The 15,034-nt window shown below is 70.7% G+C and carries 14 protein-coding genes; 5 read left to right on the forward strand and 9 right to left on the reverse strand.

Annotated elements, in window-relative coordinates:
* Window positions 1–5: 5 nt before the first annotated feature.
* The 4 genes from MT347_RS08395 to gabT form a co-directional block, all read right to left on the reverse strand.
* Window positions 6–1,571, reverse strand: a complete 1,566-nt coding sequence (locus tag MT347_RS08395) for an APC family permease (RefSeq protein WP_243500029.1) — start codon at window positions 1,569–1,571, stop codon at window positions 6–8.
* Window positions 1,568–2,440: a universal stress protein gene (locus MT347_RS08400; protein WP_243500031.1), complete on the reverse strand. Its 873-nt coding sequence runs from the start codon at window positions 2,438–2,440 to the stop codon at window positions 1,568–1,570. The genes MT347_RS08395 and MT347_RS08400 overlap by 4 nt, the downstream gene beginning before the upstream one ends.
* Window positions 2,437–3,891, reverse strand: a complete 1,455-nt coding sequence (locus MT347_RS08405; RefSeq protein WP_243500033.1) for an NAD(P)/FAD-dependent oxidoreductase — start codon at window positions 3,889–3,891, stop codon at window positions 2,437–2,439. The genes MT347_RS08400 and MT347_RS08405 overlap by 4 nt, the downstream gene beginning before the upstream one ends.
* A 108-nt stretch (window positions 3,892–3,999) precedes the next feature.
* A complete protein-coding gene (gabT, locus tag MT347_RS08410; RefSeq protein ID WP_243500035.1) occupies window positions 4,000–5,349 on the reverse strand; it encodes a 4-aminobutyrate--2-oxoglutarate transaminase in 1,350 nt (449 codons plus the stop codon).
* Window positions 5,350–5,441: 92 nt separating this feature from the next.
* Here gabT and MT347_RS08415 point away from each other — a divergent pair, with 92 nt between their 5' ends.
* A complete protein-coding gene (locus MT347_RS08415; RefSeq protein ID WP_243500037.1) occupies window positions 5,442–6,977 on the forward strand; it encodes a PucR family transcriptional regulator ligand-binding domain-containing protein in 1,536 nt (511 codons plus the stop codon).
* A gap of 112 nt (window positions 6,978–7,089) precedes the next feature.
* On the opposite strand, the gene MT347_RS08420 is transcribed toward MT347_RS08415, so the two are convergent.
* The gene (locus MT347_RS08420) at window positions 7,090–8,382 is read right to left on the reverse strand and encodes a chloride channel protein (RefSeq protein ID WP_243500040.1); all 1,293 of its coding nucleotides are present in this window, start codon (window positions 8,380–8,382) and stop codon (window positions 7,090–7,092) included.
* Window positions 8,383–8,436: 54 nt separating this feature from the next.
* On the opposite strand from MT347_RS08420, the gene MT347_RS08425 reads away from it, so the two are divergent.
* From MT347_RS08425 to MT347_RS08435, 3 genes are all read left to right on the forward strand, one after another.
* Entirely contained in the window at window positions 8,437–8,763 is a 327-nt protein-coding gene (locus MT347_RS08425; protein WP_243500042.1) for a hypothetical protein, read from the forward strand.
* 39 nt (window positions 8,764–8,802) lie between these two features.
* On the forward strand, window positions 8,803–10,002 hold the full coding sequence (locus MT347_RS08430) for a pyridoxal phosphate-dependent aminotransferase (RefSeq protein WP_243500044.1): 1,200 nt from the start codon (window positions 8,803–8,805) through the stop codon (window positions 10,000–10,002).
* A 304-nt stretch (window positions 10,003–10,306) separates the two neighbouring features.
* Window positions 10,307–11,056 carry an endonuclease domain-containing protein gene (locus tag MT347_RS08435; protein WP_243500046.1) on the forward strand — a complete coding sequence of 250 codons (750 nt, stop codon included), beginning with the start codon at window positions 10,307–10,309 and terminating at the stop codon, window positions 11,054–11,056.
* A gap of 86 nt (window positions 11,057–11,142) precedes the next feature.
* Here the strand turns inward: MT347_RS08435 and MT347_RS08440 are convergent, their stop codons facing one another.
* Genes MT347_RS08440 through MT347_RS08455 form a run of 4 tightly spaced genes read right to left on the reverse strand, consistent with a single transcriptional unit; the run spans window position 11,143 to window position 14,064 of the window.
* Window positions 11,143–12,279, reverse strand: coding sequence for a UDP-N-acetylmuramate dehydrogenase (locus MT347_RS08440; RefSeq protein ID WP_243500049.1), 1,137 nt, complete (start codon window positions 12,277–12,279; stop codon window positions 11,143–11,145).
* Window positions 12,279–12,683 carry a MaoC/PaaZ C-terminal domain-containing protein gene (locus tag MT347_RS08445; RefSeq protein WP_243500051.1) on the reverse strand — a complete coding sequence of 135 codons (405 nt, stop codon included), beginning with the start codon at window positions 12,681–12,683 and terminating at the stop codon, window positions 12,279–12,281. The genes MT347_RS08440 and MT347_RS08445 overlap by 1 nt, the downstream gene beginning before the upstream one ends.
* Entirely contained in the window at window positions 12,680–13,129 is a 450-nt protein-coding gene (locus MT347_RS08450) for a MaoC family dehydratase N-terminal domain-containing protein (RefSeq protein ID WP_243500053.1), read from the reverse strand. Before MT347_RS08450 ends, MT347_RS08445 begins: the two co-directional genes overlap by 4 nt.
* 32 nt (window positions 13,130–13,161) lie before the next feature.
* Window positions 13,162–14,064 (reverse strand): sulfite exporter TauE/SafE family protein, encoded by a 903-nt coding sequence (locus tag MT347_RS08455; protein WP_374206520.1) that lies wholly within the window; start codon window positions 14,062–14,064, stop codon window positions 13,162–13,164.
* Between the two features lie 260 nt (window positions 14,065–14,324).
* Here MT347_RS08455 and MT347_RS08460 point away from each other — a divergent pair, with 260 nt between their 5' ends.
* Window positions 14,325–14,960, forward strand: coding sequence for an NADPH-dependent F420 reductase (locus MT347_RS08460; RefSeq protein ID WP_243500057.1), 636 nt, complete (start codon window positions 14,325–14,327; stop codon window positions 14,958–14,960).
* The last annotated feature ends 74 nt before the right edge of the window (window positions 14,961–15,034 follow it).

Below are 15,034 nucleotides of genomic sequence, written 5' to 3' on the forward strand. Positions count from 1 at the left end.
CGATGTCAGGACGTGCGGCGGCGGCGGGCACTGGCGGGTGCCTCCCGACCCAGGGTCTCACCGCGGAAGAAGGCCGGGCTCGCCACCCGCTGCGCCACCATCAACACGATGCCCGTGACGATGATGACGACGGTGATGACGAACACGAGCCCGACACCGCCGATGTTGGATCCCGATCCATACTCGGGATCGGCGCTGTCGATGAGGGTCGTGACGAACAGCACGGCCAGGATGCCACCGCCCACGAGCGGGGCGAGGAGGGTCAGGAAGACGTTGCGCGCCGAGTCGAACCACTGCTTGCGGAAGTACCAGACGCACGCGAAGGCGGTCAGGCCGTAGTAGAAGCAGATCATGGCGCCGAGTGCCGTGATGGTGTCCGTCAGCACGTTCTCACTGAGCACGCGCATGATCGCGTAGAACGCCGAGGCGACGACGGCCGACACGATCGTGGCGTAGCCGGGGGTGAAGAACCGCGGGCTCACCTTCGCGAACTTCTTCGGCAGGGCGTCATAGTGCGCCATGGCCAGCAGGGTCCGCGCCGGGCCCACGAAGGTTGCCTGGAGCGAGGATGCCGAGCTGGTGAGCACCGCGAGAGACACGAGGAACGCGAGGGGTCCGAGGATGGGTCCCGAGAGGTGGAAGAAGACGTTCTCCTGGATGTCCTCGTTGCCCAGGCCCAGCTCGCCGGTGCCGTTGCCCGCGAACATCAGCAGCGCGACGGCGATGAACAGGTACAGGGCCACGATGAGGAAGACCGTGACGGTGGCGGCGCGCCCCGGCGTGCGGTCGGGGTCCTTCGTCTCCTCGTTCATCGTGAGGATGACGTCCCAGCCCCAGAAGATGAAGATCGACAGCGACAGGCCGGCCGCGAACGAGCTGAACGAGTCCACCTCGAAGGGGTTGAACCACGACGCCTGCACGGGGCTGGCGTCGAAAGCGTTGCCGCTCAGCATCTCGACGACGGCCGCGCCGGCGAAGACCAGCAGCACGAGGATCTGGAAGCCGACCAGGCCGTACTGCAGGCGCTGGGTGGTCTGCAGGTCGCGGTAGGACACCACCGTCGCCAGAAGCATGAAGATCAGGCACACCGCGATGTTGATCGGGACGACCCGCGTGAGCTCCGCGATGTCGGCGTTGCCACTGATCTGCGCGATCAGCAGGAACAGGAAGTCGACCGCGATACCGGCGAGGTTGGACAGCACGATGACGGTGGCGGCGACCAGACCCCACCCCGCCATCCAGCCCACCCACGGTCCGAACGCGCGCGCCGCCCACGTGAAGGAGGTCCCGGCATCCGGCATCCGGGAGTTCAGCTCGCGGTAGCCGAGGGCCACCAGAAGCATCGGGATGAAACCGACGAGGATGATCGCCGGCACCTGGAAGCCCACGGCCGAGACGGTGGGCCCGAGGGCGCCGGTGAGCGTGTAGGCGGGGGCGATGGTCGAGATGCCGATGACGACGGCACCGATCATGCCGATCGAGCCGACGCGCAGACCCTTGTTCGAGATACCGGTGGTGACGGCGCTGTCGGGCCCGGGCGCGGGACTCGCGTCGTTGCGAGCATTGGTCATGAGGAGACCTCCGAGGTGCGGGGCACCACGATCATGGGGACGGGAAGGGCGCGGAGCATGCGACCCGCGGTGGATCCGAGGAACAGTCGACGCGGTTGTGCGAGCCGGCTGGATCCGACGAGTGCGACCTCGCCGTCGCGCCAGTCGATGTGCGCGACGGCGTCCTCGACGTCGTTGCCGGTACCCACGACCGCTTCGGCCGGAATCTCGGTGGGAAGCGACGCCCTGACCGCGTCGAGCACGCTCGTGGCGTGCGTCTGGCCGGTCAGACGGGTGAGGCCGGCGTCGATGCGGTCGGGCAGGTCGACCCCGGCGAGCGACAGGAGCCGCAGCGGCGCGTGGGTGCGGCGCGAGATCGTCGCGGCGGCGTCGAGGAGCGCTTCGGCGCCCGGGCGGGTGCCGATCGCGGCCGTGACCCTCGCGACGCCGACGCCCGGATCGATGCCGCGGGCGCCCTCCGGGGCGAGCGCGACGGGAATAGGAGCCGAGTGCACCAGCTCCTCGGCGGTGGTACCGAGACGGTGACGCCCGCGCGGCCCTCCCCCGCCGGTGCCGACGACGATCAGCCCCGCGTCGAACTCCTCCGCGGCGGCAACCAGTCCCTCGGCCGCGGAGTGCGCGACGCGCACGTGACCCCGGGCGCCGGGGTGCGGCGCCACGGCCTCGCGCAGCCATCCGCGGGCGGTCTCCTGCACGAGCCGTTCGTACCCGGCGTCCACGGGGATCGAGACGTTGTTCTCGGCCGACGGCAGCACCACGACGACGTGGACCGACGCGTCGAGCGCGGCACCGAAACGGGCCCCCAGGGCGAGGGCGTCCCGGCCGGCTTCGGTGGCCGTGTAGCCGACGACGACGCGGTCGATGCTCATCCGCGGGTCCGATCGAGGATCTCTTCAGCGGCACGGTGCCCCTGACGGATCGCGCCGTCGACGTGCTGGTATCCGGCCCCGGCCATGTCGCTGCAGGCGAGGTGGAGGGGTCCGACGGGCTCGCGCAGGTCGGCGCCGTAACGGTGCAGGCCACCGAGGTCGAAGCTGGCCGCGTATGCTCCGCGGGTCCACTCCTCGGTACCCCAGTCGCTCTCGTAGTAGACGACCGGGCTCTTCGCCTCGGGGCCGTAGTAATGCGACAGCGACTCGAGGATGCGCTCTTTGCGCTCCTCAGCACTCAACCGGAAGAGGTCGTCGGCGTTCTGGTCGGAGACGAACCCGACGAGGGTGCCGCGCTCGTCGCCGTGGTTGGTGTTGTCGTACGCCTCGTGGGCGAGCTCGTAGGGGCTGAACGCGGTGCCCGAAAGGCCCTGCTCGCGCCAGAACGGCGTCTCGTACACCGCGTGCACCTTGATGACGAAGCCCATCGAGATGTGCTGGTGCATCTGGTGCTGCAGGCGCGGCAGCGGCGGCTCGAACGAGATGCGCGGGTACAGCACCGGCGCCAGCGCGAGGATGGCGAAGCGGGCGCGGACGGTGACGCCGTCGGCGATCACGGTGACGCCGTCGGAGGAGGATGCCGCGGCCTCGACGCGGGCGGTCAGCGCCTGGAGGTCCGTGACACGTCGACCCGTATCGGCCGGGCGGTCCGGCGTCGACGACTCGGCGCCCCAGACGATGCGGCGGACCGGCTGGTTGAGGAAGACGTCGTCGCCGAGACGCTCGGCCAGCAGCTCCGGCACCTGCTGGAGGCCGCCCGCGACGCGCTTGTCGAGGATGAAGTCGGCGTCGACGAGGTGGGAGTAGGAGCCCGCGGATGCCGCCATGAGCAGCGACTGCAGAAGCGAGAACGTGTGCGTGGGCTTGGTGAGCATCGCTGAGCCGGTGGCGAACGCGAGGTTGCGGACTGCCTCGTCGTCGTCGGTCTGCTCGCGCAGCCAGGCGTCCCACGAGACCGTGTCCCATTCGGCGGCCTTCGGGTGCGCCCACGGCCGGTCGGGATCGATCTCGGCGACCATGGCATCCAGGCGCGCGGTGATCTCGTCGATCGCCTCCTCGGTCGCGGCGGCCACGGGGAACATCTCGCCCGTGAAGCGCTTGGCCTCGCCGTCGGCTCCGACGTAGACGCTCTCACCGTCGCGGTACCGGCTATAAGTCGTCAGCCCCAGGTCGGCCACGGTGTCGATGAGGGCCTGCTGATCGGGCGAGACCCACTGCCCGCCGAGCTCGAGCATCGCGCCGTCGATGACGTCGGTCCACAGGCGCCCGCCCACGCGGTCGCGCGCCTCCAGGACCGCTACTGAAAGGCCGGCCCTGCGCAAGTCGTTGGCGGCGGTGAGGCCGGCGGCGCCGGCTCCGATGACGACCACGTCGCGGGTGATCTCGTCCATGGGATCTTCTTCCTTCTCGTTACGTCTTCGTTGTCACGGCACCGGGGTCCGGCGGGAGCCCTGGTCCCGGCGGCGGTGGAGTTCGGGCCGCCGCCGCCGGGGCGTTCGTCAGGAGCGGGCGAGGGCTGCCGCCACGACGTCGATGCCCTCGTGGAGCAGTTCGTCGCCGATCGACAGCGGGGGCAGGAACCGGATGACGTTGCCGTACGTACCGCAGGTCAGCACGATGACGCCCTCGGCGATCGACGCTTTGGCGACGGCCGCGGTGAGGGCGGCGTCGGGTGCGCCGGTGGTCGGGTCGACGAATTCGGCGGCGATCATCGCACCGTGTCCGCGCACGTCGCCGATGCGGGGGTCGTTCGCCTGGAGGGCGTGGAGGCGGTCTTTCAGCACCTCGCCGATCTGCTGCGCGCGCTCGATGAGCCCCTCGTTCTCGAACGCGTCGATGGAGGCCAGGGCCGCCGCGCACGCGACCGGGTTGCCGCCGTAGGTTCCGCCGAGGCCGCCGGTGTGAGTGGCATCCATGATCTCGGCCCGTCCCGTCACGGCCGCCAGCGGCAGTCCCGCGGCGATGCCCTTGGCGGTGGTGACGAGGTCGGGGACGATGCCGAAGTGCTCACTGGCGAACATCGCACCGGTGCGGGCGAAGCCGGACTGCACCTCGTCGGCGATGAAGACGACGCCGTTGTCGCGGCACCAGTCGACGATCGCGTTGAGGAAGCCGTCGGCGGGGACGATGAAGCCGCCCTCGCCCTGAATGGGCTCGATGATGACGGCGGCGAGGTTCTCGGCGCCGACCTGCTTCTCGATGAGCGAGATCGCCTTGGCCGCGGCCTCGGGGCCCGACAGTCCGTCGCGGTACGGGTAGGACAGCGGGGCGCGGTAGACCTCGGCCGCGAAGGGCCCGAAGCCGCTCTTGTACGGCATGTTCTTGGCCGTGAGCGCCATCGTGAGGTTGGTGCGGCCGTGGTACGCGTGGTCGAACGCGACGACGGCCTGGCGCCCCGTGAACTTCCGGGCGATCTTGACGGCGTTCTCGACGGCCTCGGCGCCGCTGTTGAACAGCGCGCTCTTCTTGGCGTGGTCGCCGGGCGTGAGGCGGTTCAGCGCCTCGGCCACGGCGACGTAGGAGTCGTACGGAGAGATCATGAAGCACGTGTGGGTGAAGGCGGCGACCTGCTCCTGCACGGCGGCCACCACGGCGGGGTGGGCGTTGCCGACGCTGGTGACGGCGATGCCCGAACCGAGGTCGATGAGCGAGTTGCCGTCGGCGTCGACGACGACTCCCCCGCCGGCGGCGACCGCCTGGATGGGGACCGTGTGGCCGACACCGGATGCCACGGCCGCAGCCTTGCGGTCGAGCAGCTCCTGCGAGCGGGGGCCGGGAATGGCGGTGACGAGACGGCGCTCCTGGGTGAGGGACGGACCGCCGACGGTGGGGAGGGTGTCGAGGCTCATGGCGGCGATGCTACGGACGGCGCGTCACGGCTCGCACTCTCCTGGATGTACAGTCGCTCGCACCGCCGTATACGACTTGTACAGGAGGACGCATGGTCGCCGACACCGTTGTTCCGCCCAGCCTGCGGGCACTGCTCGCGCGGCGCGACCTCCATCTGCGCCTCGTGATCGACGAGGGCGACCTCGCGCCCGGCGGTCTCGACCGGCCGGTGCGCTGGGTGCACTCCAGCGACCTCGCCGACCCCACGCCCTTCCTCAGCGAGGGGCTGGTCCTGCTGACCACGGGCACGCAGTTCGCCGACGCGACGGCCGCGGACTACACCGCCTACGTCGGACGGCTACTGGCCCGCGGCGTGCGTGCGCTCGGTTTCGGCACGGAAGTGGTTCGCGACGGCATCCCCTCGAGCCTCGTCGAGGCGTGCGCGGCGGCGCGGATGCCGCTGTTCGAAGTGCCCTACCGCACGCCCTTCATCGCGGTGGCCCGTGCCGGCGCCGAGGCGATCGCCGCCGACGCCTACGCGCGCCGCAGCTGGTCGCTCGCGGCCCAGCGGGCGGTCTCCCTCGCCGCGCTGCGTCCCGACGGCCTCTCGGCCACTCTCGCCGAACTGTCGCGGCAGCTCGACTGCTGGGTGGGCCTCTTCGACGCCGCCGGGAGCCTGCGCGACGCGCACCCCGCCGGCACGCTCGCACCGGCCGCGGTGGACGCCGTCGCCGCGGAGGTCACGGCGATGCTTCGTCGCGGCACGCGCGCCGCCGGCGCCGTGCGCGTCGATGATGTCGCGGTCACCGTGCAGACGCTCGGCCGCGGCGGGCACCTCCGCGGGGCTCTGGCGATCGCCGCCGACGACCTCGACCATGAAGCCCGCAGCGTCGTCACCGCGGTCGTGGCGATGGCGGCACTCGCTCTCGAGCAGCAGGACGGCCTCGGGCGGGCGATCGGCACCTTCCGAGCCGGGCTGGTGCAGTCGCTGAGCGGCGACGACCCCGCCCTCGCGCGACGCGCGGCCCGCGATCTGCTGGGTCCCCTGCCGAGCGCACCGGTCATCGTGGCGCTGACGCCGGCGGCATCCGCTCGCTCGACCGCTCTCTCGGAGTGGCTCGAGCGCCGCGCCCACGAGCGGCGGGGAGACCTGTTCTTCGGCCGGGGCGACGACGGACTGGTCCTCGTGGTTCCCGCGGGCGCGCGCGACCTGCTGTCCGAGGTCGCCGACCGGTTCGAAACGGTCGTCGGATGCTCGACGCCGACCGGGTACGACGGCTTCTCCCGCGCGCTCGAGCAGGCCCGCACCGCCCGCGACCGGGTGCCCACGCCGGGCGTCGCGGATTTCGCCGACACCGCCCGTGCCGGGCTCATCGCCGCGCTCAGTTCGCACGCTGCCCGGACCGTCGCCGCGGGTGCTCTGGCTCCCCTGCGCCGGCACGACGCCGAGCAGGGCTCCGCGCTCATCGAGACCCTCGACGCCTGGCTCGCGAACGACTGCTCGCACGAGGCGACGGCGCACGCGCTCGGCATCCATCGCCATACCGTCCGCGCCCGGATGGCGCTGGCCGAGCGGGTCGTGGAGCGAGACCTGTCGTCGTTCGCCGCGCGCGCGGAGCTGTGGGCCGCGCTGCGTCTCGCGGAGTAGGCGCGAGCGGCCCGCGGCGGCTCGGCGGGTGCCGGTGCCCAGGTGCGGCGGGTGGACAGGTCAGAGCACGGCGCACGACTGCCACGGATGCTCTCGACGACCGGCCCGCGCGCTACGCCCGCGACGGGTCGATGGGCGCGAATCGGCGGAGGCTCTCGCGGGAGGTCAGGCGGGAGGCCGCCAGCGACCCCGCCACGGCCAGGAAGATCGGCACGAGCAGGGTGAACCCGGTGTCGGTGAACTCGATGACCAGGGCGACCGCGGTGAACGGCGCGCGCATATTGGATGCCAGGAAGGCCGCGGCCGCGACGATGGCGAGCGCCGTGCCGTCGGCGCCGGGCCAAACGAAGGCCCATCCGGCCGCTGCGGCCGCGCCGAGTGCCGAGCCGATCGCGACCGATGGCTGGAGCGTGCCGCCGATCGCCCCCGCCCCGAGCGAGATCGAGGTGGCGACGTACTTCATCAGGGCGAGTGCGATGAGCAGCAGCGCGGGCTGGGAGAGGTCGAATCCGGCGGCGGCGAGCGCGCGACCGTTGCCGAGGATGAAGGGGAACACCGCGCCGAGGACTCCTACCGCGGTGAAGGCGAGTGGGAGGGCGATCAACAACCGCCAGCCCTCGGGGCGGAACCGCGCCAGCTTCTTCGTCACCACCGAGAAGCTCGTCGCGCCCCACCCCATCAGGGGCCCGATGAGCACCGCGGCGACGATCAACGAGGCGTTCACCTCGACGGATACCACGGAGTACAGCGACCCGTCCCCGACCAGCGGACGCGCGACCAGGGTGGCCAGGGAACTGGCGGCGAGCGCGACCACCGCGGCGCCGACGCTGAACTGGGCCAGCAGGATCTCGATCGCGAACAGGGCGCCGCCGAGGGGGACGTTGTAGACGGCGGCGAGACCGGCGCCGGCACCGGCGGCGATGAGGATGCGGCACCACCGGGCGTCCAGCCGCAGCCATCGCACGACCTTCGACCCCGCCATCGCCGCCAGTTCGCGCGGGGCGACTTCCTTGCCGATGGACGCCCCCATCGCCACCGACCCCACCTGCAGCACGGTGTCGATGAGCGTCTCCCACCACGGCATCGGCGCACCCTCGACACCCTGCTCGACGGTGGCGATGCGCCGGCCGAACCGGCGCAGGAGGTACCACCCGACGGCGACGACGACGCCAGCGCCGCCCACCGTCGCGATCGGAAACCACCAGGGGTCGGGGACGGCGACGCCGTCGAGGAACGGCCCCTCCTCGTGCCCCCACACGAGATGCTCCAGACTGTGCACGATCCAGACGAGCACGAGCACCGCGAGACCCGCGGCGACGCCGACGAGCGCGGTCGCCAGCCCGAGCCGGACGAGCGAGCCAAGTCCCCGACGTCGGGAGCGGAGGGGCGTGGTGGGCGCTGTCACCCGCTCACGGTAACCGACCCGTGTGTCGCGCCGATGGCGCGCTAGCGTGACGGCATGACGGCACTTCCTCCCCCGCCGCGCCGGCGCGGTGTCGACGTCCTCGGCATCATCGCGGTGTGCCTCGCGAGCCTGGTGACCCTCCCGGCACTGGGGGTCTTCCTGATCGGGCTGATTCCCGAGATGAACGCGATCTGGTGGCTGGGACTCGTGCTCTTGCCCCTTCTCGTGCTGGACGGGGTCGTCGTCGTGGTTCTCGCCATCATCGGTATCGCGGTCGGCGTGCGGCGCCGCGGGCCTCGGTCGATCTCGATCGTGGCGCTGGTGGTCGGCATCCTGATGCTGGTGCCCCCGTTCCTGCTGTGGGTGGGATCGGCGATCTGACCCTCGGCGCGTCCGGACCGAAACACTAGGCTCGAAGACGTGACCTCCCGCGCTCCTCTTTCCCGCAAGCTGTCCGCCATCGCCGAGTCCGCGACCCTCAAGGTCGACGCCAAGGCGAAGGCCCTTCAGGCCGCCGGCCGCCCGGTGATCTCGTACGCCGCGGGCGAGCCGGATTTCGCAACGCCGTCTTTCATCGTGGATGCCGCCGCCGAGGCGCTGCAGAACCCGGCGAACTACCGCTACACCCCCGCGGCGGGCCTGCCCGTGCTGCGCGAGGCGATCGTCGCGAAGACGCTGCGCGATTCGGGTCTCGAGGTCGCTCCCTCGCAGGTCATCGTCACGAACGGCGGCAAGCAGGCGGTCTACCAGGCGTTTCAGACCGTGGTGAACCCCGGCGACGAGGTGCTGCTGCCCGCGCCCTACTGGACGACCTACCCCGAAGCGATCGCGCTGGCCGACGGCACGCCCGTCGAGGTGTTCGCCGGAGCCGACCAGGACTACAAGGTCACCGTCGCCCAGCTCGAGGCCGCGCGCACCGACAAGACCACGGTGCTCGTCTTCGTGTCGCCGTCGAACCCGACCGGCTCGGTGTACACCGCCGAGGAGACCGCCGAGATCGGCCGCTGGGCGCTCGAGCACGGCATCTGGGTCATCACCGACGAGATCTATCAGAACCTCACCTACGAGGGCATCCGCGCCGTCTCGATCGTCGAGGCCGTCCCCGAGCTCGCCGCGCAGACGATCCTCGTCAACGGCGTCGCCAAGACCTACGCGATGACCGGATGGCGCGTGGGCTGGATGGTGGGACCGGTGGATGCCATGAAGCTCGCCGCCAACCTGCAGTCCCACCTGTCGAGCAACGTCAACAACGTCGCCCAGCGGGCCGCCGTCGCAGCGCTCACCGGGCCGCAGGACGAGGCCGAGCAGTTCCGTCTCGCCTTCGACCGCCGCCGGAAGCTGATCGTGTCGGAACTGTCGAAGATCGACGGTGTCGAGGTGCCCAACCCGCTGGGGGCGTTCTACGTGTACCCCGACGTGCAGGGCCTGCTGAACCGAACGTGGGGTGGCGTGACCCCCACGTCGTCGCTCGAGCTCGCCGATCTGATCCTCGAGCAGGCCGAGGTCGCGGTCGTGCCCGGTGAGGCCTTCGGCCCGAGCGGCTACCTGCGCCTGTCCTACGCCCTGGGCGACGACCAGCTCCTCGAGGGCGTGCAGCGCCTCCAGCGCCTCTTCGCCTAGCTCTCTCCCCTCCGGCCCCTCCGGCCCCTGCGTGAGTCGCCAGGATCTGTCGCTTCGAGCTGTGTCGCAGCGACAGATTTTGGCGACTCGCGCATCAGCGCCGACAGGCTGTGGAGAGGGAACCACGCGGTGACACTGAAGCGGTGATGATCGGCGGATGCCTCTTCCACCGCGCCCCGTCGGCCCCGCTGCTGCGTTCACCGTCGCGGAAGGGGCGGCGCACGGTCTGTCCCCGAGCACGCTGAGAGCATCGGAGTGGTCCGCGCCACATGCCGGAATCCGCGTCGAGAAGCACTCGACGCAGATGCAACTCCTTGCGGCGCTCTCGCGCGCCCTGCCCCCGCACGCCTTCTTCTGCGGCCCGACTGCGGCCGTTCTGCATGGGCTCCCTCTTCCTCGTCCCCTCGATGCGGTCGCGTGGGAGAAGCCGGTCATCGGCGTCCCCTCGGGCCAGAACCGCATCCGGCGGCCGCGCACGACCGGGCGTGCCCTGACCGTCGTCCCCGAAGACATCGTGGAGGTCGATGGCATCCGGTGCACCTCTCCGTTGCGGACATGGGCCGAGCTCGCTGAGTCCCTCGGGGTCGGACAACTGACAGCGATCTCGGACCGCCTCATCTCGCGCCGTCACCCCCTCGCCACGCGCGACGACCTCGAGCGAACCCATCGCCGTTTCCTCGGCGGCCGCGGGTCGAAGAAGCGGCGCCTCGCGGTGGATCTCGCCGACGAGCGGGCGGAGTCCCCACGCGAGTCCGAACTTCGCGTTCTTCTGATCCAGGCAGGGCTCCCGGCGCCCGAGAGCAACGTCGAGATCTTCGACGGTGCGCGCTTCGTGGCCCGCGTCGACCTTCTCTATCCCGCGCAGCGTCTCGTGATGGAGTACGACGGCGACCATCACCGCGACCCGGTCCAGTGGAGCAAAGACCAGTCACGGCGCGCCGAGCTGGAGTCGCTCGGCTACCGGATGACCGTGGTCACCGCCCGCGACTTCGACGATCCCGTCGCCCTGCTCGGGCGAATCCGCCGCCTCCTGGCGCAAACCCCGGTCGCGTGAGTCGCCAAGAATTGTCGCCTTCGGGGGTGTCGAAGCGACGATTCTTGGCGAGTCACGCGCTAGCCGACCGAAGGGGGCGGGCGGGGCTACAGCTCCACGCCCACCAGCACGGGCTCGGGCTGCAGGACCAGGCCGAACTCCGCCGCCACGCGGCTCTGCACGAAGCGGGCGAGTTCGGCGATCTCGGCGGCCGTCGCCTCGCCGCGGTTGGTCAGCGCGAGGGTGTGCTTGGTCGACAGACCGGCGCGCGAGCGGGGGAAGCGGAAACCGCGCGAGAGCCCGGCGTTCTCGATGAGCCAGGCCGCGCTCACCTTCACCTCGCGCCGCTCCACGGGCGGGGGCGGAAGGATGCCGTCGAACGCGGCCAGCGGGATCACCCTGACCGGGTCGAGCTCCGGCGACAGGGGCCACTTCGGGCACGCCGCGGGGAGTGTCCGGGCGAACGCCTCGGAAACGATGGCGTTCTGGAAGAAGGAGCCGGCACTCCAGGTGTCGGGGTCTTCGGCGTCGAGGACCATTCCCTTGCGCGAACGGGTGGCGAGCACGTGGTCGCGGATCCAGCGCAGCGACACCGTGTCGGCGGCATCCAGTCCGAGGGCGGAGCGTAGCTGTTCACCTGCGATCGGACGTTCCCCGTCGCCGATGCGCGCGAGCTCGAGCGTCACCGAGAGGATGACGGCGGTGCGCGGGGGCGTGGAGCCGTAGTGCTGCTTGAGGACGGAGGTGCGGAACCCGAGTCCGAGCTCGGAGGCGGGAACGACCGACACCTCGCCACTCGCCTCATCGATCAGCTCCACCTCGACGAGGGTCTGCACGATCTCTTGCCCGTACGCGCCGATGTTCTGCACCGGCGCCGCACCGACGGTACCGGGGATCCCCGACATGGCCTCGATACCGGCGTAACCGCGCTCGACGGTCTCGGCCACGAGCGCGTCCCAGTCGTGCCCTGCCTGCACACGCAGGCGGACGGTGCCGTCGTGCGAGCCCGGGAGTTCTTCGATGCCCGTCGTGCGCACGCGGATGACGGTGCCGTCGAAGGGTTCGTCGCCCACGAAGAGATTGGACCCCCCACCGAGCACGAACCAGGGCTCGCCGCCGGCCCAGACCTCGCGGAGGGCCGCCACCAGCTCGGCGGCGGAGGCCGCCTCGACGAGGCGCGCGGGGGCGGCTCCGGTGCGCAGCGTCGTCAGCCGCGACAGCGGGATCGGGGCGACCTCGGGCATCAGCGCACCCGCACCCGCACCTGCGCCTTGCCGAGCACGGAGGTGTCGGCGAACGTCACGGTGAGGTCGACACGCGCCGCGTCGTCGTCGACGGCGCCGACCTCGGCGCGCACGTGGATGTCGGCACCGGTCATGGCGTCCACGACCACGGGACGCGTGAACTTCACACCGAACTCGGCGATCAGGCCGGGGTCTCCCAGCGCATCGGAGACGATGCCGACGGCAATCCCCATCGTGAGCATGCCGTGCGCGAGCACACCCGGCAGGCCCACGGCCGCGGCGACGTCGTCGTTGTAGTGGATGGGGTTGAAGTCGTTCGACGCTCCCGCGTAGCGCACGAGCGACTCACGCGTCAGGTGCACGGAGCGTTCGGCGATGATCTGGCCCACGGTGAAATCGCTCATGCGTCGGAGTCCCCCACGAGAAGAATGCTGGTGGTGGTCACGACGTGGGCGCCGTCGGCATCCACGACCTCCGCCTCCATCGTGACCATGGAGCTGCCCCGCATCGCGCGGACGCCGGCGACCGTCAGCGTCGCGACCAGTTCGTCTCCGGCGACGATGGGTCGCGAGTACCGGAAGCGCTGCTCGGCGTGCACGACGCGCGACAGCTCGATGCCGGAGTCCGGGTAGGCCAGCATCTGCTGCAGCGTGATGTCCTGCATGACAATGGCGAATGTCGGCGGGGCGACCACGTCGGCATAGCCGAGTGCGCGAGCCGCCTCGGGGTCGACGTGGTGCGGGGCGTCGGCGAACACGGAACGTGCGAACTCGCGCACCTTCTCACGACCGACGAGATACGGTGCGGTCGCCGGGAAGGCGCGACCGACCAGTTCGGGATTCACGGGCATCGAATCAGTCTATCGACGCGGCCGGGCCGCTCTCAGCGCTGGTGGCGACCGCGCACGGCCTTGACCGCCATCTGCACCGCGATGAACGCCAGGAAGATCGAGAAGAGGATGTTGCCGACGAGCGGATCGACCAGGGTGGCGATGTAGGCACCGAGGGCGGTCGTCGTACACGCCGCGAGGCCGACGCACGCCGCCGCCCGCAGGTCGACGTTGGATCGGCGGAGGTTGCCCACGGTCCCCGAGACCGCCGCCGGGATCATCATGAGCAAGGACGTGCCCTTGGCGACGAGGTCGCTCGTGCCGAACAGCAGCATGAGCGCGGGGACGACGATGATGCCGCCACCGACGCCGAGGAGGCCGGCCAGGATGCCGGTGATGACGCCGAGCACGCCGAGCAGCGGTCCCGTGACCCACGTCAGCACGAGATCGGCGTCGCGCGAGGGGACGACGAAGTACAGGCTGACGATGACGACCGCGAGGAACGCCACGAACGACCACCGCAGGGCGGTCTGCGAGAGCTTCGGCAGCAACCACGTGCCGATCTGCGCGCCGATGACGGCGCCGGCGGCGAGGATGAGCGCGGGAAGCCACGCCACCGAGCCGTGCACCGCGTACGAGATGACGCCGACGGATGCCGTGGGGACGATCGCCGCGAGCGAAGTCCCGGCGGCGAGCCGCTGGTTGAATCCGAGCAGCAGCACCAACAGCGGCACGATGACGGTGCCGCCACCCACGCCGAACAGGCCCGACAGCAGTCCCGCCAGCAGGCCGACGCCGATGCAGACGAGGAAGAACCGGGTGGAGCGAACGGGGCGGGTGTCGGAGGTCACAGGCTCGGGATTCCTTCGGGGACGTACCAGGGCGGACGGAGTGCCGCCGAGTTCCAGTCTTCCACCCGCGCGCCGCAGGCCATGACGCGCGTGACCGGAATGCATCGGTGCGCGAAAAGAAAGCGGCCCCCGGTGGTCCGAAGCCGCGTCCACCGGGGGCCGTCGCCCTCACAGGTCAAGCAGGACGGTGACCCGAACACCGGCCCGCGACCACTCTCGTGAGGGTGCGACAAGATGACGATATTCCGCCCGACCACCGTCATCCCACCGCTTGACGCCGATAGCTCGGAGTGCTAAATATTTGTCCCGCTGATTTTTCGCCCGGGCCGGGAATGGCGTTCCCGCCGTCGCCGTTGATGTCCGTCATGACAACCGTAGGAATCATCGGAGCAGGACACATCGGCTCGGCACTCGCGAAGGGCTTCGCCAAGAACGGCTACGACGTCGTGATCGCGAATTCCCGGGGACCCGAGACGCTCGCCGACCTCGTCGCGTCGATCGGCGACCGCGCCCGCGCAGCGACGGCTCAGGATGCCGCCGAGGCCGGAGACATCGTCGTGGTGACCGTGCCTCTCAAGGCCTACCGCGAGGTCCCCGTCGCTCCCCTGGCGGACAAGACCGTCCTCGACACGAACAACTACTACTTCGAGCGCGACGGCCGCATCGCCGAGCTCGACGAGAAGAAGACCACCACCTCGCAGATGCTTCAAGAGCACCTGCCGGAATCGCGCGTGGTGAAGGCGTTCAACCACATCATGGCCGCCGACATCCTCACGGACGGCTCCCCCGCCGACACCGACGACCGTCGCGCCCTGGCCACGGCCGGCGACTCCGACGAGGCCGTCGCGCTGGTGACCCGCATCTACGACGAGTTCGGCTTCGACACCGTGAACATCGGCCCGCTCCGCGAGAGCTGGCGCGTCGAGCGCGACCAGCCCGCCTACGTCGTGCGGCAGAACGCCGATGAGCTGCGGCAGAACCTGGATCGCGCGGAGCGCTGAGACGCGCGCCGCGCAGCTCGCCCAGAACCGCGATTCGCGCCGATGAACGCTCTCTCAGCGTGTTCATCGGCGCG

This window comes from Microbacterium sp. VKM Ac-2923, assembly GCF_022815605.1.
Classification (GTDB): Bacteria; Actinomycetota; Actinomycetes; order Actinomycetales; family Microbacteriaceae; genus Microbacterium.

Coding starts and splice junctions, on each gene's coding strand:
- gabT (WP_243500035.1), bottom strand. CDS start 5,349: ATGAGCCTCGACACCCTCCCCACCGTCGGCGGTCCGTCCCTCACCCAG.
- MT347_RS08455 (WP_374206520.1), bottom strand. CDS start 14,064: ATGCATTCCGGTCACGCGCGTCATGGCCTGCGGCGCGCGGGTGGAAGA.
- MT347_RS08460 (WP_243500057.1), top strand. CDS start 14,325: ATGACAACCGTAGGAATCATCGGAGCAGGACACATCGGCTCGGCACTC.
- MT347_RS08395 (WP_243500029.1), bottom strand. CDS start 1,571: ATGACCAATGCTCGCAACGACGCGAGTCCCGCGCCCGGGCCCGACAGC.
- MT347_RS08445 (WP_243500051.1), bottom strand. CDS start 12,683: ATGAGCGATTTCACCGTGGGCCAGATCATCGCCGAACGCTCCGTGCAC.
- MT347_RS08400 (WP_243500031.1), bottom strand. CDS start 2,440: ATGAGCATCGACCGCGTCGTCGTCGGCTACACGGCCACCGAAGCCGGC.
- MT347_RS08415 (WP_243500037.1), top strand. CDS start 5,442: ATGGTCGCCGACACCGTTGTTCCGCCCAGCCTGCGGGCACTGCTCGCG.
- MT347_RS08405 (WP_243500033.1), bottom strand. CDS start 3,891: ATGGACGAGATCACCCGCGACGTGGTCGTCATCGGAGCCGGCGCCGCC.
- MT347_RS08435 (WP_243500046.1), top strand. CDS start 10,307: ATGCAACTCCTTGCGGCGCTCTCGCGCGCCCTGCCCCCGCACGCCTTC.
- MT347_RS08425 (WP_243500042.1), top strand. CDS start 8,437: ATGACGGCACTTCCTCCCCCGCCGCGCCGGCGCGGTGTCGACGTCCTC.
- MT347_RS08450 (WP_243500053.1), bottom strand. CDS start 13,129: ATGCCCGTGAATCCCGAACTGGTCGGTCGCGCCTTCCCGGCGACCGCA.
- MT347_RS08440 (WP_243500049.1), bottom strand. CDS start 12,279: ATGCCCGAGGTCGCCCCGATCCCGCTGTCGCGGCTGACGACGCTGCGC.